Below are 20,668 nucleotides of genomic sequence, written 5' to 3' on the forward strand. Positions count from 1 at the left end.
CCTGGTTGTATACCGTATGTCCTTCTTACGAGCGACAGCGGGACAGCCGGGTTGCTTTTTGAAAATTTAGGGGAAACTATGGTAGACGGCAAACAGATATTATTTGTAAAAACGGCTATTTAACCTCATCCAGAGGACAAGCCGTTTTTGCTTGTATACCATACAGAACCGGGCATTTTCCTTTGGGAATATGAATTCCGTTTCATTTTAGATTCAAGGAGGGATTTTATGGAAAAACGTGTAGAAATGCAGCTTGGCGGAAGACGCCTAGTGCTGGAAACAGGACGGCTTGCCAAACAGGCCAACGCCGCTGTGATGGTCCGTTACGGAGACACTTCTGTATTGTGTACGGTTACAGCCTCCAGTGAGCCTAAAGATCTGGATTTTTTCCCGCTTACGGTTAACTATGAGGAAAGATTATATGCGGTAGGTAAAATTCCAGGGGGATTCATCAAACGGGAAGGCAGACCCAGCGAGAAAGCTATTCTGTCGAGCCGCCTGACAGACCGGCCAATTCGGCCGCTGTTCCCGGAAGGCTTCCGCAACGATGTGCAGGTGCTTAATCTGGTTATGAGCGTGGATCAGGATTGCGCTCCTGACATTGCTTCAATGATTGGTACCTCCGCAGCGCTAAGCATTTCCGATGTGCCGTTTGACGGACCTATTGGCGGTGTGGCGGTAGGCCGTATTAATGGTGAATTCATCATTAATCCTGACCTTGCACAGCAAGCGGTCAGCGACATCTATGTTGTGGTGGCCGGAACGAAGGACGCCATCATGATGGTGGAAGCGGAAGCGAATGAAGTGCCGGAAGATGTAATGCTGGAAGCCATTATGTTCGGACATGATGAAATTCGCAAGATTGTAGCAGTGATCGAAGAACTGGTTGCTGTTGCCGGTAAGGAAAAAATGGCAGTGAAGCTGCATGCAGTTAACGCCGACGTGAACACCGAGGTACGTGCCTATGCGCAGACCCGTTTGGTTGAAGCGGTGAAGATTGCCGAGAAGCATGCTCGTCAGGATGCCATCGACGCGATCAACAATGAGACGGTGGAGTATTTCGTTGAGAAATACATAGAAACACCAGAGCTTTTGAAGGATGTCAAGGAAGTGCTCCATGATATCGTCAAGGATGAAGTACGACGTTTGATTACCCATGATAAGATCCGCCCGGATGGACGCAAGCTGGACGAAATCCGTCCGATTGAATGCGATACAGCACTGCTGCCACGCACACACGGTTCCGGACTCTTTACACGCGGACAGACTCAGATCCTTAGCGTATGTACGCTTGGCGCGCTTGGAGATGTGCAGATTCTTGACGGGATTGATCCGACCGAAACCAAACGCTTCATGCATCACTACAACTTCCCGCCGTTTAGCGTAGGGGAAGCCCGTCCGCTTAGAGCACCGGGACGCCGCGAGATTGGACATGGAGCCCTTGGGGAACGCGCATTGTCCAAAGTCATTCCTAGTGAAACTGAATTTCCGTACACGATTCGACTGGTTTCAGAAGCCATTGAATCCAATGGCTCTACTTCGCAGGCAAGTATCTGCGCCAGCATCTTGGCAATGATGGATGCGGGTGTGCCAATCAAAGCACCTGTAGCCGGTGTAGCGATGGGTCTGATCAAGGATGGCGAGCATGTCTCGATCCTGACCGATATTCAAGGTATGGAAGATCATCTGGGCGATATGGACTTTAAGGTAGCAGGTACTGCTGAAGGAGTTACGGCAATTCAGATGGATATTAAGATCGCGGGCATCGACCGCAAGATTCTTCAGGATGCGCTGCAGCAGGCCAAAGAAGGACGCATGTTCATTTTGGGCAAAATGATGGAAGCCATCTCCGAGCCTAGACCGAGCCTGTCCAAATACGCGCCTAAGATCATTATCATCAACATCAACCCAGACAAGATCCGTGACGTTATCGGTGCAGGCGGCAAGATCATCAACAAAATCATCGAAGAAACCGGCGTAAAGATCGACATCGAACAGGATGGACGCGTATTTATCGGCTCCTCTGACGAAGCGATGATTCAGAAGGCCCGCGGCATTATCGAAGGCATTGTGAAGGAAGTTCAGGTCGGTGAAATCTATGTGGGTACAGTCCGCCGCATCGAGAAGTTCGGCGCTTTTGTCGAACTGATTCCCGGCAAAGACGGATTGGTGCATATTTCCCAGCTTTCTACCGAGCGCGTAGCTAAAGTGGAAGACGTTGTAGCGATTGGCGACACGATTACTGTCAAAGTAACCGAAATCGACCAGCAGGGCCGCGTCAACCTGTCGCGCAAAGCTGTGCTTACCTCTGAAGGTGCAGCCAAAGCTTAATTTCGTTATAGCCTGGATTCTAAGTCAACTATATGAACGAGGAAGAGACAGAAGCAATTACGCTCTGGCTCTTTTTTTATGCCTTCATTCCATTGTGCTTCATCCCTTTTGACAGCAGTAAGGCAGTGTGCTAAGATATTACCGACAGACAGTCGGTCTATGAAGAGGGGATGTACAAAACATGAGAACCGTAAAGGAAGCGGAAGAGCGCAGAAATGAGATTCTTGACGCAGTGGATGTGCTTTTTGGCCAGAAGGGTTTTGACGGTACAAGCACAAATGATATTCTCGAAAAAGTAGGAATTGCGCGGGGGACGCTATATTACCACTTCAAGTCGAAGGAGGATATTATGGATGCGCTGATTGAACGGTACAATACCCGTCTTATTGGTGCTGCGCAGGAAATTGCCCTAGACAAAAGCATACCTGTGTATGAGCGCATTATGCGTGTTGTAATGGCACTGAACATAAGCGGCGAAAGCTCTCAGGAAATTATGGAGCATATTCACAAGCCGCAGAATGCGCTTATGCATCAGAAAATTCAAAGGGTCATCATAAGCGGCGTTCCACAGATTCTGGGGGGGATCATCCGTGAGGGGATTGAGCAGGGCCTATTTAATACACCTTTTCCATTTGAATGCATGGAGATGATTGTGATCTATTTAAACACCATCTTTGATAACGACATCGTGGAAATGACGGATGAAGGGCGTCTCTCACGCATGCGGGCATTTGCATTCAACGCAGAAAGGCTGCTGGGTGCTGAACACGGAAGTCTGATGCACGTAATGCAGATGTTTGGCGGAGAAAATGGAGACAGCCATGAATAACTCCGGCAAATCCTTCGGGAAATTCCTGCTTCTGTGGTCGGGACAGCTTATATCAGCGATAGGCAGCGGGCTTACCTCGTTTGGGCTTGGAGTGTATGTCTTTGAACAGACGGGCAAGGCATCGGCAATGGCGCTTGTAACCTTGCTTGCGTTTATGCCTTCACTTCTGTTAAGCGCGCTCGCGGGAGTGCTTGCAGACCGCTATGACCGGAGGCTTTTAATGATGCTGGGTGACAGTCTTTCCGGGCTGGGGCTTGTGTTCATTCTGGTGTGTATGCTCCGCGGGGAATCACATCTATGGCAGATCTATGTCGGAGTTACGATAAGCTCGGTGTTTTCTTCATTGCTTGAGCCCGCATATAAAGCTACGGTTACGGATTTGCTTACGGAGGAGCAGTATACCAAGGCAAGCGGTTTTGTTCAGGTGGCCGGGTCGGCCAAATATCTGATTTCGCCCGTAATTGCAGGGTTTCTGCTCACCGTGTCAGATATAAAGCTGCTGCTGGTTATCGACATTTGCACCTTTTTTGTAACAGTTGCTTCAACGCTTGCTGTACGCAGTGGTCTTGCTTCTAAGAAATATGAACAGGCACAATCACTGATCCGTGAATTCAAGGAGGGCTGGAGTGCTGTTTCCGGGAACAGGGGAGTGCTTGTTCTTGTAATTATGACTTCGGTTTTAACCCTTTTCCTCGGCTTTATCGAGACACTATCTACACCCATGATCCTCGCTTTTTCGGACAGCTCCACATTAGGAACGGTTGAAACCATAATCGCCTCGGGTATGCTTGTGACAAGTGTGATAATAGGAATTTTTACGATAAAAAAGGGTCATGTGAAAATGCTCTCGGTATCCATGTTTTTCACCGGAATCTTTATGGCGGTATTCGGACTGCGTGAAAATATTGTGCTGATCTGCATTTCCGGATTTCTGTTTTTTGCCATGCTTCCCATCATCAATACATGTTTGGATTTTCTGATTCGCACCAATATTGATAATTCGGTTCAGGGCAGGGCGTGGGGACTTATTGGTGTCATTTCCCAGCTTGGCTTTGTTGCCGCTTATGCGTTATCGGGGGTGCTCGCTGATTATATATTCACTCCTTTGCTGGTGGACGGTGGAAGCTTCGCTGACAGTGTGGGAAGGATCATCGGCACGGGCAGCGGCAGGGGAACAGGGCTTCTCATTTGCATCGCCGGGATACTGGCATGTGTGGCTTCAGTTGTTCTTTATAACATAAAATCGGTCGCAAAGCTTGAACATGGAGGGCATTATGTACTATAGGATCATTCGCAATGATTTCTTGAAAAGCAAAGGGATAACGCTGATCACTATGGGCTTTGTAGCGGCTGCAGCCATGCTTGTTTCTCTTGTCGCCATGCTTGTCGTAAATTTATCCGGTTCGATAGATTCATTGATGACTCAAGCGAAAACCCCGCATTTTATGCAGATGCATTCGGGTGTAATTGATACTGCACGTCTAACGGCTTTTGCAGAGCAGAATAGCAATGTCGCTGAATTTCAGGTGCTTGAGTTTCTTAATGTTGACAGTGCGCGGATTGTAATTGACGGAAGCTCGCTTGCGGACAGCGTTCAGGACAACGGATTCAGCACGCAAAGCACTAAATTTGATTATCTCCTTGATCTTGACGGACAGCCGATACAGGTATCCGATGGAGAGCTTTATGTCCCGATCAGCTACATGAAGGACGGGAGCGCTAAGGTTGGCGACAAGGCTGTGATATCCGGGAAGGACTTTACCGTTGCCGGGTTTCTGCGTGATTCGCAGATGAATTCATTGCTCGCCTCGTCAAAGAGGTTTCTTGTGAGCGAGAATGACTATGCTGAAATCAAGGATGTCGGAAGCACAGAATATCTGATTGAGTTCAGGTTGAAGGATTTGTCTGCGCTTGGTGCGTTCCAGACCGCTTACACCTCCGCAGGTCTTGAAGCCAATGGGCCGACGATTACATATTCGCTTTTCAAAATGCTTAACGCCATTTCCGACGGGCTGATGATTGCCGTAATCCTTCTTGTAAGCGTGCTTGTCGTTGCAATTGCGCTGATGTGCATACGCTTCACGCTGCTCGCAAAAATCGAGGAAGATTACCGCGAAATAGGTGTGATGAAGGCCATTGGGCTGCATGTCTCCGACATCAGGAAAATATATGTTGGAAAATACGCTGCAATTGCGGCGGCCGGCTGTATCCTTGGGTTTGCACTTTCGTTTGTGTTTAGAAGCAATCTTCAAGAGAACATACGGCTTTATATGGGGGAAAGCGGGAATTCTATCGTTGGCTTGCTTTTCGGAATCATGGGTGTCCTGCTGGTATTCCTTGCAATTATTGCTTATGTAAGCAGAGTGCTGAAGCGTTTTCGGAAAATATCCGCGGTGGAAGCGATACGCTTGGGTACTTCACAGGAGAAATCTGCGGGCGCGAAGCATTGTCGCCTAAGCAGAAACAGGCTGCTTAACACGAATGTTTTTCTCGGTATTAAAGAAGTTCTCGCCAGAAAAAGACTTTACGCCACAATGCTTGCGGTGCTTGTCATCTCGGTATTTATTATGCTTGTTCCGCACAACCTGTACAACACGATTTCTTCAAAAGGCTTCATCACCTATATGGGAATGGGCAAAAGTGATATGCGCATTGACCTTCAGCAGACCGGCAATATTCCCGGAAAAGCTGCCGAAATTGCAGAGGCCATGAAGAACGACAGGTCCATATCCAAATTTGCCGTGCTTACGACCAAAACCTACACAGTAAGGACAGAGGACGGCTCGGAGGAACGTATCAAAATTGAGCTGGGTGATCATTCCATTTTCCCCTTGCAATATTCCGCAGGCAGAGCGCCCGCCACAGCAGATGAAATTGCTCTTTCAGGTATGAACGCCGATGAGCTGGGCACAAAAGCCGGAGATGTCATTACACTGGTGGCCCGGGGGAAGGAGAAGAATCTTACGGTCAGCGGAATTTACTCCGACATCACCAACGGCGGCAAAACTGCAAAAGCAGTTTTCACCGACAATTCGGCGGACACGATGTGGAGCGTCATTAGTGCGGAGCTTTCGGATAAAGCTCTTGTCGCGAGCAAGGTTGCGGAATATGCGGAGCAATATGATTTTGCAAAGGTATCGGACATTGATGAATATATTGCGCAGACCTTCGGCTCAACCATTAACTCTGTAGGGCAAGCAGCCCGTGTCGCTATTGTCGTTGCGCTGATAATATCGGTACTGGTTACGCTGTTGTTTATGAAGCTGCTTGTGGCAAAGAACAGGCATTCCATAGCCGTAATGAAAGCTTTAGGTTTTAGAAACTCGGATATTGTGGCGCAGTATGTCTCCCGTTCGGGATTGGTGCTGGTTGCGGGAATTGTTATCGGCACGCTGCTTGCGAATACTCTGGGAGAAATTCTTGCAGGTGCCGTGATCGCCTCGTTTGGAGCATCGTCGTTCACATTTGCGGTTAATCCGCTTTCTGCATATATACTGTATCCATTAATGATGGTGTGCTCTGTACTTGTCGCAACCATAATCGGCACATCCGGTGTGCAGCAAATTAAAATATCCGAAAATATAAAGGAGTAATCTATGAAAAAGATTATTATCGGTGAAAATATAGTAAAATCCTTTGGCGCGGGCAAGGAGAAATACAATGTTCTGAATGGAGTGTCTGCCAAAATTGACAAGGGTGAGTTTGTTGCGGTGATGGGACCCTCCGGCTCAGGAAAATCGACACTGATGTTTGCAATGAGCGGAATGGATGGCATTGACGGCGGAAAGATTGCCTTTGACGGTTTAGATTTATCCGCACTCAGCGAAAACGAGCTTTCAGATATACGCAGAACAAAAATGGGGTTTGTATTCCAGCAGCCGACTTTACTGAAAAATTTGAATATCCTTGACAACATTATTCTTCCTTCAATGCGGGACAACAGAAGAAGCGCCCTGAAGATTACCGGGAAAGCAAAAGCGCTTATGAAAAAGACAGGAATTGCGGAACTGGAAAAGCGTGATATTACACAAGTTTCGGGAGGGCAGCTTCAGCGTGTGGGCATATGCCGTGCGCTGATGAACAATCCAACAATTATTTTCGGTGATGAGCCGACTGGTGCGCTTAATTCAAAATCCGCGCAGGAGATCATGGACATTTTTTCGGAAATCAATGCGGAAGGAACTACGGTTATGCTTGTAACTCATGATGCCAAGGTGGCGGCTAGGACGGAGCGGATTATGTTTATGCGTGACGGAAATATTGTGAGCGAGCTGCGGCTGCCGAAATTTGGCGGCACTAATATGGATGACAGGATCGCAAGAGTCACTGAGAAAATGCGGGATATCGGAATTTGATGATCATTATCCACGCAGAGCAGTGCTCGGGTTATATGCATATTTTCTTCCGGGGAGTCATAGGCTGGGACAAAACGTCCTGTGCATTGACCTTGTGCGGGACGGACTAACGAACCGTTTCTGCCAGGGAGGAAGAACGTCATGAAGACGGATAGAGCGGCGATTATACTGGCCTGCATTGCTGTAGTTATCGGCATCGGCAGCACGTACGGACCGGTGAAGGACATGCTGGCCCAGCTTAAGCCGCAGACTGGACTGGCTGTATGGAGCAATGCTGCCACAGAGCGGCGGGATGCTTTGCGCACGCGGATTGAGAACAAGGCAGCCAAGCTGAACAGTCCCGCAGTGGATGCCACGGTTGACCGGGTATGGAAGGCTATTCCGGGCTATAACGGGCTTGAGGTGGATATTGAGGCTACGTACCAGACGGCGCTGCTTCGGGGAACAAATGATCCTCTGAAGCTCCTGTACCGGCAAATACCGCCCAAGGTTTCGCTGAACGACCTGGGAGCGCAGCCGATTTACCGGGGCAACCCGGCCAAGCCGATGGTTTCGCTGATGATCAATGTGGCATGGGGCAATCAATATATTAAGCCGATGCTCGATATTCTTGATCAGGAAAAGGTGAAGGTCACTTTCTTTCTGGATGGAAGCTGGCTCAGCCATAATAAAGAGCTTGCCGCTGAAATGCTGAAGCGCGGACATGAAATGGAGAACCACGCCTATACCCATCCCGATATGAGCACCTTAAGCCGGGCGCGGGCCACCGCCGAAATTGAGAAGACACAGAAGCTCCTGAAGGAGAGCCTTGGAGTCACCAATACCTGGTTTGCTCCGCCATCGGGGGATTTTGATCAGGAGACGGTGGATATTGCCGCTTCCTTGGGGCTGAGAACAGTGCTGTGGACGCTCGATACCGTCGATTGGCGCAATCCGTCGCCGGAATCGGTGATAGCCAAAATCAGCAGCAAGGCGGAGCCGGGAACCCTGGTCCTGATGCATCCGACAGCCTCTTCCTCCAAGGCGCTGCGGGGCATGATCCGGGGGATTCGAGCCAAAGGGCTGCAGCTTGGGACAGTCAGTCAAACGCTCTCAGCAGAGCGTCTGATCCCCGCAGATGTTGAGTGAGCCGCTTATTTCTGGTAGGATAAGAGGCGCGAATACCAAATACAGATAGAAACAGGGCTATGCCAGGAGGACTTAGAAGTGGAAAAAATACTATTATCAAACGGTCTGCGAGTGGTTACCGAGACCATTCCCACGGGCCGATCTGTATCCTTCGGAATCTGGGTCAAAACAGGCTCACGGAACGAGAACCCGCTCAATAACGGGATTTCACATTTTATAGAGCATATGCTTTTTAAAGGAACCGACCGCTACAGCGCCAAGGATATTGCTGAACAGTTCGATGCTATTGGCGGCAATGTCAATGCATTTACCTCCAAGGAATATACATGCTATTATGCAAAAGTGCTCGATGAGCATCTGCCGATTGCCGTGGATGTGCTGGCGGATATGTTCTTCCGCTCACGGATGGATGCGGAAGAGCTGGCGAAGGAAAAAAACGTCATCCTTGAGGAAATTGCCATGTGCGAGGACACACCGGATGATCTGGTGCATGATCTGATGTGTGCTGCCGCCTACGGCGGGCACCCGCTTGCATATACGATTCTGGGCTTGAAGGAACGCCTGCTGGAGATGACACCCGAGGATCTGCGCGCTTATATGAAGCAGCAGTATACAATTGAGAATACGGTCATCAGCGTAGCCGGTAATATCAATGATGGCTTAATCGAGCTGCTGGAGCAGCATTTCGGGTCTTTCGACAATCACGGAGAAGCTTCCGCGCTGACAGCGCCTGATTTTCATGGCGGGCTGCTGTTTCACCGCAAGAAAACCGAGCAAAACCACATTTGCCTTTCCCTGCCGGGCGTCCAAAGCGGTGGTCCGCTGCAATATCCAATGGTGCTGCTGAATAATGCCATCGGGGGCGGAATGAGCTCACGGATGTTCCAGGAGATCCGCGAGAAACGCGGGCTGGCCTATTCGGTATACTCCTACCACAGCTCCCAGGCAGATAGCGGGATGTTCACGGTGTACGCCGGAACTGCGCCGAAGCAGACCAAAGCGGTGACCGAGCTGATCAAAGAAATGATGCATGAGCTGGCTGTCAAGGGACTGAGCGAGGATGAGCTGAGAAAGGGCAAGGAGCAGCTCAAGGGCAGTCTGATCCTTAGCCTGGAGAGCACCAGCAGCCGGATGAACCGTCTGGGCAAAAACGAGCTGATGCTCGGAAGACATGATACACTGGATGAAATGATCGCCAAAATCCAGCAGGTGACCATGGATGATGTCAATCAATTGCTCGACCATATGTTTGCGGAGCCGATCGCGCTGGCGATGGTAGGTTCTACAGACAAAGCTATAGCCAATGTTAGGAGAGATGATCTTGTCTTATTACGTTCAAATTAACAAGCTTCCGGGGAATGAGGATGTGCTGCTGCCCCGCAAAATGTCGGAGCAAGCCTCAGGTTATGACCTGTACGCTGCTGTGGGCGAGCCTGTCGTGCTTGCTCCGGGGGAGCGTACACTTATCCCTACCGGCATATCGCTGGCCATGCCGGACGGCCTGGAGGCACAGATCCGTCCGCGCAGCGGCCTGGCGCTGAAGCATGGCATCACCTGCCTGAACACACCGGGTACCATCGACGCCGATTACCGGGGCGAAATCAAGGTGCTGCTGATCAATCTGGGGCAGGAGCCATTTGCCATTGCCCGCAATGAGCGGATTGCCCAAATGGTATTCCAGGCTGTACCGTCCGTAACGTTGGTCGAAGTGGAGGAGCTGTCCGCAACAGAGCGCGGGGCAGGCGGCTTCGGGCATACGGGCAAATAAGAAAACTGTACGCCGTTCGGTTGATGGGCGGGCGCAGTTTCAGCGCACACTATATAGAAAAGCTTGCGGATGAACGCCGGTAACGGCATAGTCCGCAAGCTTTTTTTTATTCAAATATAAGGACGGCGTCTCCGTTTCCACTTCCAGTAAGTTTTCTGTGACCTATTTGGAGCGCCCAGTAATTCTTCTCCGCTCATCACCCATCCGCAGCCTGCGGCATAAGATGCTCTATAGTCATTAGTGTGCATGTTGAAAGGAGCGTCATCCCTATGCTTACTGGCATCAGGATCGTGTTCCTGGGCGGGGACGCGAGACAGATTGAAGTGATTCGGAAATGTGTGGAAATGGATGCGACGGTAAGCGCCGCCGGGTTCGAAAAGTGGGATGCCCCAAGCCCAGGGGTGAGCCTGGAACAGATGTCGGCAGAGCTGCTAAGCAGTGCGGATGTGCTGGTGCTGCCTACGGTAGGCTGTGATGACGAAGGGAATATCAATGCGCTTTTCTCCAATCATCGTTTACAGTTGCGGGAGGAGCATATCGCGGCGCTGCCGGCACGCTGTACGGTTTATACCGGCATGGCCAAAGGTTATTTGCGCGGGTTGTGCGTTAAGAATTCAATTAAGCTGGTGGAGCTGCTGAACCGGGACGATGTGGCTATATACAACTCTATCCCTACAGCGGAAGGCGCGCTGGTCATGGCCATTCAGAATACGGATTTTACTATTCACGGCTCTACCTCTATGGTGCTGGGTATGGGCAGAACCGGATTTACAATGGCAAGGGCGCTGCAGGGCTTAGGCTCAAGCGTGAAGGTAGGCGTAAGAAAACAAGAGCATTACGCACGCGCCGAGGAGATGGGCTGGAAGCCTTTTATGACCGGAGAGCTGCTGGCTCATGTGGCGGAGGTTGACCTCATTTTCAATACGATTCCAAGCCTAATCATTACCGCGCAGGTGCTCTCGCGTCTTCCCAAGCACTGCGTAATTATTGATCTGGCTTCCGCCCCGGGCGGGTGCGATTTCCGCTATGCGGAAAAACGCGGGATCAAGGCTATGCTGGCACCGGGCTTGCCCGGAATCGTTGCTCCCAAAAGCGCCGGCATCATTATGGCAGGTGCGCTGGTACAGTCGATATCGGACGAGAGTTTGAACAGGGGGGACGAATAAATGGATTGGCATGGAAAAACAGTAGGTTATGCGATTACCGGCTCGCACTGCACGTTTGCAGAGGTTATGCCGCAGATTCAGCGTTTCATGGATGGCGGCGCCAAAGTGGTCCCGATTGTGTCCGCATCCGTGCTGAATACGGATACCCGCTTCGGCACATCGGAAAATTGGTTAAAACAGTTGAAAGAAATAACAGGGAATGATATCATTTCTACAATTGTTGATGCGGAACCGCTGGGTCCTTCCAAGCTGCTGGACGTCTTGACCATCGCTCCCTGCACAGGGAACACGACGAGCAAGCTGGCTAACGCGATGACAGACAGTCCTGTGCTTATGGCTGCCAAGTCACAAATGCGCAACGGGCGTCCGTTGGTGCTGGCGATCTCGACCAATGACGGGCTGGGCCTGAATGCGGCGAACATTGCGAAGCTGCTGGTGACCAAGAATATATATTTTGTGCCGTTTGGCCAGGATAACCCGCAGGGCAAGCCCAATTCGCTTGTGGCGCAGATGGATCTCATTCCCGAGGCCTGTTATGCGGCGTTGCAGGGCAATCAGTTGCAGCCTATGATTATCGAACGGTTTCATTCAGCATAGACAACAGATTCGTTTAATGCAGGCACTCCGACTTATAAGGCTCATATAAGCCGTCCTCAACCTGAGGGCGGTTCAACACTTTAAAAGACCCGGCGCAGCCGTTTCTACTTGTGGAATAATGGTTTGCGTACATATTAGCGTGCTTGCTTAGAGAAGTAATGGAGGAATTATTCATGGGTATTTTGGTGCAAAAATTCGGCGGAACCTCACTTTCCACACCTGCGGCCAGGGAACACGTTATCCGTCATGTCAAACGTGAGCTGGCCAGCGGCTTCAGCCTGGTTGTTGTAGTATCGGCCATGGGCCGCAAGGGTGAGCCATATGCTACGGATACACTGCTGGACTGGGCGGTGCAGAACGGAAATTCGCTGCCGGACCGGGAGAAGGACCTGCTGATGTGCTGCGGGGAGATCATCTCGGCAACAACCTTATGCGGGCTGCTGGAGCAGGAGGGCATCCGCTCGACCGTGCTGACAGGTGCGCAGGCGGGGTTTCTCACAGATAATAACTTCGGCAATGCAAGAATTCTCGATGTGCGGACCGAACGCATTCTGCGTGAATTGCGCGAACAAAAGGTAGTTATTGTAACCGGGTTCCAGGGTCAGACCGAAGCCGGTGATTTCACGACCCTTGGACGCGGTGGAAGCGATACGTCGGCAACGGCGCTTGGCGCGGCACTGCGTGCGGACATGGTTGACATTTATACGGATGTCGATGGAATTCTTACCGCCGATCCGCGGATTGTCGAGGATGCCAAGCAACTGACCTATGTCAGCTACACGGAAATCTGCAACATGGCCTATCAAGGGGCCAAGGTAATTCACCCCCGCGCCGTTGAGATTGCGATGCAGGCTCAGATCCCGGTGCGTGTACGGTCTACATTTTCCGAAGCCGAAGGTACGCTTGTAACCCATCCTGAAGGATTTAGCGATGTTTCGAATGGGGTTGTGGACCGCTATGTTACAGGGATCGCCTATGTCAGCAATGTTACCCAGATTTCGGTCGAGTGTCCGGACGGCAACGGAACCGGCGTGCAATTGCAAATTTTCAAAAGCATGGCCGATAACGGCATCAGCGTGGATTTCATCAATGTGACGCCAAGCGAGGCTCTATATACCGTAAATGACGACAAGTCGGAGCAAGCAATTGCCGCTTTGCAGGAGCTGGGGCTGCGTCCTTCAAGCCTGTCCGGCTGCGCCAAGGTCTCTGTCATCGGCGGCGGCATCAATGGCGTTCCCGGCATTATGGCCCGTATCGTCGAAGCGCTAAGCTCGCAGAATATTCAAATCCTGCAGTCGGCGGACTCCAATACAACCATTTGGGTTCTGGTCAAAAAGGAAGACATGGTGCAGTCGCTGCGCGCATTGCATGCCAAATTTGAATTACACCGCTGACAAGGAGGAATTCAAAGTGGACTTCGGAAGATTAATAACCGCCATGGTGACCCCCTTTGACGGGGGTGGAGAGATCAACTGGGAAGCCGCCTCACGGCTTGTCGATTACCTCATAGAGGAGCAGAAATCCGAAGCGCTCGTAGTTTGCGGAACGACTGGAGAATCCCCCACCTTAAGCGATGAAGAGAAGCTTGAACTGTTTGCTTTTGTACTGGGGAAGGCTGCCGGACGCTGCAAAATTATTGCGGGAACCGGCAGCAACAATACCAGACATTCTATACATTTGACGAAGGAAGCGGAGAAAATCGGTGTGGACGGCGTGCTTTTGGTCGTTCCATATTACAACAAACCGAACCAGGAAGGGCTGTACCAGCATTTTGCAGCCATAGCCTCTGAGACTTCATTGCCGGTTATATTGTACAATGTGCCTAGCCGAACCGGAGTAAGCATGAGTGCGAAGACGACTTTGCGGCTGGCAGAAATTCCGAACATTGTGGCTACCAAAGAATGTGCTTCCGTTGACCAGATTACATGGATTGCTTCCGCTTGTCCTCAGAATTTCCGCGTCTATTCCGGGGATGATTCCGCAGGTCTTGCTGCGCTTGCCGTCGGAGGCCACGGAATCATTAGTGTAGCCAGCCACGTGGTCGGGGCGGAGATGGCAGAGATGATCAATGCCTTTATCTCAGGAAATGTGCAGCGGGCTGGTGAGCTTCACCGCAAGCTGTTTCCTGTGTTCAAGGGTTTATTTGAATGTCCGCAGCCGTTGCCGAATCCATCGGCGGTGAAATATGCGCTGGGACTGCGCGGGCAGAATGTCGGCTCTGTAAGGCTTCCGCTCGTTCCACCCACTGAAGACGAGGCGGCATATATTGCGGGGCTGCTGAAATAAGACAGAACTTGAATTCCAGACTGGCATTCCTATCCCAGGAGCGCCGGTCTTTTTTATGTTTGTTAAATGTCAAAATCGTAAACGCTGTATTAACTCTGGACCCCGATTTCTGTAGTTTTTTTCGGCTGGAAAGCCTGAATTCTAAGGAAAGAATAGGCATTCGGCGGTGATGACTTGTCTTTTGGCAAAAAAATCATGTATAATGTCCTTAAGTGACTGGGTGCGGTTAAAATTAAATATGCGGTAATCTTCCGTCAATGTATTTTTACATTGTGAGACAGGATAGGTCCTTGATTAAGTCTGCGCTAATGATGCCAGATTTCCGCGCAAGGGGCGCGGACGGTGAATTTTGACGGCGTTTGTCCGCTTCATTCAAGGTTATTCACTGCCCGATTCGGGAGCTATTTGCAGTGCGGAATGGTATAGACTTATGGAATTTCTGTTTTTAGTGGGAGTTATTGGCAGTTTGAAAATGTGTTCAGCGCCGCTGAAATAATGAAGCTTATTGTTTTGCAAATAAAAGTATGACGTCCAACATCATAGGAGGGTTAGATTCATTTGTCCAAAAAAAACAACAACGATAAATTGACGATTTTCGCTTTGGGCGGAGTCGGCGAGATCGGGAAAAACATGTATGTGATTCAATACGGAAACGACATTGTAGTCGTGGATGCGGGGCTTAAGTTCCCGGAAGAGGATATGCTCGGTATTGATATTGTTATCCCTGACATCTCATATTTGACAGAGAACCGTGACAAGGTAAGAGGGATTGTGCTTACCCACGGCCATGAGGATCACATCGGCGGCTTGTCTTATGTGCTCAAGAACCTGAATGTTCCGGTTTACGGTACAAGACTTACCTTGGGGCTTGTTGAGAATAAGCTCAAGGAAGCGAACCTGCTCGGTGAAACAAAACGTATTCTTATCAATGAAGATTCGGAAATTGAGCTGGGCACGTCGCTCAAAGTGACTTTCTTCAGAACAAATCACAGCATTCCTGACTCGATTGGTGTGTGCATCGAAACACCGGAAGGCAGTGTCGTTCATACAGGCGACTTTAAATTTGACCACACCCCAGTCAACGGTCAATATGCCAACCTGCACCGGATGGCTGAAATCGGGCAGAAGGGCGTGCTTGCGCTCCTCTCGGACAGTACCAACGCCGAGAAGCCCGGCTTCACTCCTTCGGAGAAAAATGTCGGCATCGTTCTGGAGGATATTTTCCGCAAAGCAGATCAGCGGGTGGTTGTCGCAACCTTCGCCTCTAACGTGCACCGTATTCAGCAGGTGGTCAACGCTGCCGAATCAACCGGCCGTAAGATTACTGTAATTGGCCGCAGCATGGTTAACGTAGTGTCCATTGCTTCGGAGCTGGGATACCTGAACGTGCCGGACGGCATGCTGATTGAACCTGAGGAAATGAACAGAATGGCCGCCAACCGTGTAGTTGTTCTGTGCACTGGCAGCCAAGGCGAGCCGATGTCGGCGCTGACCCGCATGGCGCGCTCCAGCCACCGCAAGGTGGATATCCTGCCGGGCGATACGGTAATTATTGCCGCAACACCGGTACCGGGCAATGAGAAATATGTCGGCCGTACGATTGACGAATTGTTCCGTCTTGGCGCCAATGTAATTTACAGCGGCTCCAACTCCGGCGTTCACGTCTCCGGCCACGGCAGCCAGGAAGAGCTGAAGCTGATGCTCAATCTGATGAAGCCGAAATATTTCATTCCAATTCACGGTGAATACCGGATGCAGCGCAAGCATGCACTGCTTGCAGAATCCGTTGGAGTAGACCCGAGCAACATCTTCATCACAGAATTGGGTGAAGTGATTGAGATTTTCGGCGGTGCGGCACGCAGAGCCGGGAAGGTGACAGCAGGCAATGTGCTGATTGACGGATTAGGTGTAGGCGATGTAGGCAACATTGTATTGCGTGACCGCAAGCTGCTGTCCCAGGACGGCATTCTGGTAGTGGTGGTTACGCTTAGCAAGCAGAATGGCGCTATCGTCTCCGGACCGGATATCATCTCCCGTGGGTTCGTCTATGTACGGGAATCCGAAGGTCTTCTTGACGAAGCCAACCGGATCGTCTCCGGCACTCTCCAGCGCCTGATGAGCGAGAAAGTTAATGAGTGGGCATCGCTTAAGACAAGTGTCAAGGATTCGCTTGGACGTTTCCTCTATGAGCAAACCCGCCGCAGACCGATGATCCTTCCGATCATCATGGAAGTATAATTTAGAAGCTAACGTTAACAAATTATATAAGCAGGGCCAAGGCCCCTTCTCCCCGGAAATATTGGACGGTTTCCAGGGGAGGAGGGGTTTTTATATGTTAAAGGAGTGCATAACGGAGTCGCCTGGAATGTCATACTAGTGAAGATTAGTATGCCTCCAGCTAAAAAAGTGCTGCAGGCGGAAAGGGAGTGCTGCGAACGATGGATGTAACAGAAGGAACTAATAACAGCGCAAACGGGGAGACTCTTCCTGACGAGGGGAAACCGGGGAGCGTTGAGCCTGTTCTCCCGGAAGCGGTAGGTACTGTGAAGGAGCTGGGCGTGGCGGCGGTTCCGGCGGGAGAACCAGACATTTTTTGCATGACAATTATCGGGCAGATTGAAGGGCATTTTGTCCTGCCTCCGCATAACAAAACGACCAAATACGAGCATATTATTCCTCAACTGGTGGCCGCCGAACAGAACAAAAATATTAAAGGCCTGCTGATTATTCTCAATACAGTTGGCGGCGATGTGGAAGCCGGATTGGCAATTGCAGAGATGATTGCGTCTTTGTCGAAGCCGACAGTAACGGTAGTCATCGGCGGCGGACACAGCATTGGTGTTCCGATTGCGGTATCCTCCAGCTATTCCATCATTGCCGAAAGCGCAACGATGACTATACATCCCATCCGAATGAACGGTCTGGTAATCGGAGTGCCGCAGACGTTCGAATATATGGAGCGGATGCAGGAGCGGATGGTGCGGTTTGTAACCTCGCATTCACGGATTTCCGAGAAGCAGTTCAAGGATCTGATGTTCCAGACCGGGGAATTGAACCGCGATATTGGTACGGCTGTGGGCGGAGCGGATGCTGTCAAATATGGCTTGATGGATGAGGTTGGTGGCATCGGCGCCGCACTGAGCCGGCTGAACGGTATGATTGCCGGAAATAGCTCTTCGTCGGCGGAGCCTTTGATACAGGGAGGATTGACCCAATGACCTTATATTCTGTGGTACCAGTGGAGCAGGTGTTTGAAGGGGCAATCAGCTTTGTCCAGCCGCTGCAGGAGGTGAGCATCCAGGGCCTGCTGATGCAGGTGGAGCCGCTGGAACGGGGCCAGGCGAGAATCGTCAGGCTGCTGAATTGTCCGCTGCAGAAATATCTCGACCCGGCGTTCTCCCCGGGAGCGATTATCAGCTACGATAAATAATTCTGTTCATTCCAAGCCTATACAAAAAGGCGAACAGAGTGCCAGAAAGATGCATTTTTTTACAAAAGAGAACATAGGTACGCCACGCCATTATATGGTATAATAGTGTTCCGGGGGTGGCTGGTGTGGCTAAACGAAGAAAAAAGAAGAAGAAAAAAGCGCTGCTCGGCAGCGTTTTGAAATATGAAATCTACGGGATTATGCTGATCACCTTATCCGTGATTGCTCTATCCGGTGAGGCGGCGGTAGGGCGCTCTCTTTCCAGTATGGCAGGGTATTTGCTCGGGAGATTTTATTTTGTGCTGCCGCTGATTGGTATTTTTTACGGTTTGATGGTGATGATTCACAGAAGGTGGCCTTCCTCCTGGAATAGCCGCCATTCCGGTGTGCTGCTGCTTGTGCTGTCTATGTGCCTCATGAGCACGATATCGGCGATGGAGCAGAAGCTGGGCCCATTGTCAATGCTGCATCCAGGCAATGTGCTTGCACAAATACATAACGACCTGTCGGGTGCGCTCTCGTCAGGCTCCAGCGACAACAATGTGTATATGCTGGGCAAGGATATCAGCGGAGGATATCTTGGAGCATTGGAGTATGCGGTATTGCTGTGGCTGTTCGGCAGTCTTGGGGCCAAGCTTCTGATGATTGTTATGCTGGCGATCAGCTTCATGCTGATTACGAACCTGTCTTATGTTGAGCTGTTCTCCCTGCTGCGGAGCCGGACGGTGAAGCTGGCGGAGGGCATCCGGCGGAAGGCGGCCAACCGGCCTGCTGCGGTACCGGTAACATCAAGAGCTGCCAGAGCATCTGCTCCACAGCCTGTGCAGGATGACGACGAGGAAGAAGAGGACGAGGAGCAATTGCCTCGCCGGAGCCAGCCGCAATTCTTGCGGAGAATTGGAGGCTGGTTCAGCGGAGCTCCACGGGCCGGCGGGCCAGCCGCCGAGACCGAACGTGAGGATCAGACGGATTCAGATGTTGTAGCGGCGGGTGCATCTTCAATGCCGATTATCTCAGGGATTCGTAATGATAACCTGTCCCAGCTTGACGATGATGAAGATTATTTCGGTGATGATGTAGAGCCTGCATCTCCCATCATCCGTGATTTCTTCGAGCATATCCGCTCGGAAGGACTGAATGCTGAAGACCGTGAAGAGTGGGGGGAGTTCTCTCCTGCTGCGCGGAACGGAGGCGCCAGAGCCGCTGATGTCGTTAGCAGCCCTCCAAATGCTCTGCCTGTGGATGACGAATTGCCGGAGGAGCAGGCCGCGGTTCAATTGGACGGACTGCCCGATACGGCTGCAGGAGGAGGAGAAGATGCTCCTGCTCCGCCGCCACCGCCTAAGCCCTACAAGCTGCCTCCATTCCGCCTTTTGGCGAAGCCTAACAATGGAGGCAAAGCTGGTGATCAGAATGATTACATGCAGACAGCACGTAAGCTTGAGGCGACGCTGGAAAGCTTTGGAGTGAGGGCCAAGGTGCTCGAGGTTGTCAGGGGACCGGCGGTTACACGGTATGAAATTCAGCCTGATATCGGGGTGAAGGTGAGCCGGATCGTTAATTTGACCGACGATATTGCGCTTGCGCTTGCAGCTAAGGATATCCGTATGGAAGCACCGATACCAGGCAAGTCGGCCATTGGGATAGAGGTGCCTAATCCCGAGGTCTCTATCGTAACGATGCGGGAGGTTATGGAGACGCAGATTTTCCAGGATGCCGAATCCAGGCTGTCGATTGCCTTCGGGCGTGATATATCCGGCCAGACCATTGTGGGGAATTTGGCCAAGATGCCCCATCTGCTGGTTGCGGGAGCAACAGGCTCCGGGAAGTCGGTTTGCATCAACGGCATTATCACCAGTATTTTATACAAGGCCAAGCCCAATGAAGTCAAATTCCTGATGGTTGATCCCAAGATGGTGGAGCTTAATGTGTACAACGGGATTCCCCATCTGCTTGCACCGGTGGTTACAGATCCCAAACGTGCGAGCCTGGCCTTGAAGAAGATCGTGGTGGAAATGGAGAAACGATATGAGCTGTTCTCCAATTCGGGTACACGCAATGTGGAAGGCTACAATAATCTCATGAAGGATAACCCGGCGGCGGTGCTGCCCTATATTGTTGTTATTGTGGACGAGCTTGCCGATTTGATGATGGTTGCGGCGAACGATGTTGAGGATGCGATCTGCCGGCTTGCACAGATGGCGCGTGCAGCGGGAATTCACTTGATTATTGCTACCCAGCGTCCGTCTGTCGATGTTATTACCGGGCTGATCAAAGCTAACATCCCTTCGAGAATTGCCTTCGGCGTATCGTCGAATGTCGATTCACGGACCATTCTGGATATGCCTGGTGCAGAGAAGCTGCTTGGACGTGGGGACATGCTGTTCCTGCCAATGGGCGCTTCCAAGCCTACACGTGTGCAGGGCGCTTTTATGAGCGATCAGGAAGTCGAAACCATTGTGCAGTATGTCAGCAGCCAGGGCGAAGCTAATTACGATGAATCCATCGTCCCTGAAGTGGATGAGACAGTGGCAGAGGATGAGGAGCCGCAGGATGAGCTGTATGATCAGGCGGTACAGATTGTCCTGGAAGCGAAGCAGGCCTCGGTATCCCTGCTTCAGCGGCGCATGCGTGTCGGCTATACGCGCGCGGCCAGACTCATTGACTCAATGGAGGCCCGTGGGGTCATCGGGCCGTACGAGGGCAGCAAGCCGCGTGAGGTGCTGATGTCCCTGGAGCAATTTCAGCATAACCGGATCAGTTCATAATCGGTACGGA

16 protein-coding genes are annotated in these 20,668 nt (G+C 51.1%); all 16 read left to right on the forward strand.

Annotated elements, in window-relative coordinates; all coding sequences use genetic code 11:
- Positions 1 to 228: 228 nt before the first annotated feature.
- The 16 genes from pnp to B212_RS0109845 all read left to right on the forward strand — a co-directional run bounded on the left by pnp (position 229) and on the right by B212_RS0109845 (position 20,658).
- Complete coding sequence (gene pnp / locus B212_RS0109770) at positions 229 to 2,331, forward strand: polyribonucleotide nucleotidyltransferase (protein ID WP_019910461.1); 2,103 nt, start codon at positions 229 to 231, stop codon at positions 2,329 to 2,331.
- 181 nt (positions 2,332 to 2,512) lie between these two features.
- The gene (locus B212_RS0109775) at positions 2,513 to 3,160 is read left to right on the forward strand and encodes a TetR/AcrR family transcriptional regulator (protein WP_019910462.1); all 648 of its coding nucleotides are present in this window, start codon (positions 2,513 to 2,515) and stop codon (positions 3,158 to 3,160) included.
- A complete protein-coding gene (locus B212_RS0109780; RefSeq protein WP_232231470.1) occupies positions 3,141 to 4,445 on the forward strand; it encodes an MFS transporter in 1,305 nt (434 codons plus the stop codon). Before B212_RS0109775 ends, B212_RS0109780 begins: the two co-directional genes overlap by 20 nt.
- On the forward strand, positions 4,435 to 6,753 hold the full coding sequence (locus tag B212_RS0109785) for an ABC transporter permease (RefSeq protein WP_019910464.1): 2,319 nt from the start codon (positions 4,435 to 4,437) through the stop codon (positions 6,751 to 6,753). Before B212_RS0109780 ends, B212_RS0109785 begins: the two co-directional genes overlap by 11 nt.
- Before the next feature lie 3 nt (positions 6,754 to 6,756).
- The gene (locus B212_RS0109790) at positions 6,757 to 7,515 is read left to right on the forward strand and encodes an ABC transporter ATP-binding protein (protein WP_019910465.1); all 759 of its coding nucleotides are present in this window, start codon (positions 6,757 to 6,759) and stop codon (positions 7,513 to 7,515) included.
- A 141-nt stretch (positions 7,516 to 7,656) separates the two neighbouring features.
- Complete coding sequence (locus tag B212_RS0109795) at positions 7,657 to 8,643, forward strand: polysaccharide deacetylase family protein (protein ID WP_019910466.1); 987 nt, start codon at positions 7,657 to 7,659, stop codon at positions 8,641 to 8,643.
- Between the two features lie 78 nt (positions 8,644 to 8,721).
- A complete protein-coding gene (locus tag B212_RS0109800; RefSeq protein WP_019910467.1) occupies positions 8,722 to 9,987 on the forward strand; it encodes a M16 family metallopeptidase in 1,266 nt (421 codons plus the stop codon).
- Complete coding sequence (dut, locus tag B212_RS0109805; protein ID WP_019910468.1) at positions 9,965 to 10,411, forward strand: dUTP diphosphatase; 447 nt, start codon at positions 9,965 to 9,967, stop codon at positions 10,409 to 10,411. The genes B212_RS0109800 and dut overlap by 23 nt, the downstream gene beginning before the upstream one ends.
- A gap of 269 nt (positions 10,412 to 10,680) precedes the next feature.
- Positions 10,681 to 11,577: a dipicolinate synthase subunit DpsA gene (gene dpsA / locus B212_RS0109810; RefSeq protein ID WP_019910469.1), complete on the forward strand. Its 897-nt coding sequence runs from the start codon at positions 10,681 to 10,683 to the stop codon at positions 11,575 to 11,577.
- Positions 11,578 to 12,174: a dipicolinate synthase subunit B gene (locus B212_RS0109815; protein WP_019910471.1), complete on the forward strand. Its 597-nt coding sequence runs from the start codon at positions 11,578 to 11,580 to the stop codon at positions 12,172 to 12,174.
- 173 nt (positions 12,175 to 12,347) lie between these two features.
- Positions 12,348 to 13,568, forward strand: coding sequence for an aspartate kinase (gene dapG / locus B212_RS0109820; RefSeq protein WP_019910472.1), 1,221 nt, complete (start codon positions 12,348 to 12,350; stop codon positions 13,566 to 13,568).
- 16 nt (positions 13,569 to 13,584) lie between these two features.
- Positions 13,585 to 14,460, forward strand: coding sequence for a 4-hydroxy-tetrahydrodipicolinate synthase (gene dapA / locus B212_RS0109825; protein WP_019910473.1), 876 nt, complete (start codon positions 13,585 to 13,587; stop codon positions 14,458 to 14,460).
- 558 nt (positions 14,461 to 15,018) lie between these two features.
- Entirely contained in the window at positions 15,019 to 16,698 is a 1,680-nt protein-coding gene (locus B212_RS0109830) for a ribonuclease J (RefSeq protein ID WP_019910474.1), read from the forward strand.
- A gap of 200 nt (positions 16,699 to 16,898) precedes the next feature.
- Entirely contained in the window at positions 16,899 to 17,678 is a 780-nt protein-coding gene (locus B212_RS0109835; protein ID WP_019910475.1) for a ClpP family protease, read from the forward strand.
- Positions 17,675 to 17,890 (forward strand): YlzJ-like family protein, encoded by a 216-nt coding sequence (locus B212_RS0109840; RefSeq protein WP_019910476.1) that lies wholly within the window; start codon positions 17,675 to 17,677, stop codon positions 17,888 to 17,890. Before B212_RS0109835 ends, B212_RS0109840 begins: the two co-directional genes overlap by 4 nt.
- A gap of 125 nt (positions 17,891 to 18,015) precedes the next feature.
- Positions 18,016 to 20,658 (forward strand): FtsK/SpoIIIE family DNA translocase, encoded by a 2,643-nt coding sequence (locus tag B212_RS0109845; protein ID WP_019910477.1) that lies wholly within the window; start codon positions 18,016 to 18,018, stop codon positions 20,656 to 20,658.
- Positions 20,659 to 20,668 lie beyond the last annotated feature (10 nt).

The sequence above is a fragment of the Paenibacillus sp. HW567 genome (assembly GCF_000374185.1).
In the GTDB taxonomy this organism is placed as follows: domain Bacteria; phylum Bacillota; class Bacilli; order Paenibacillales; family Paenibacillaceae; genus Paenibacillus_AQ.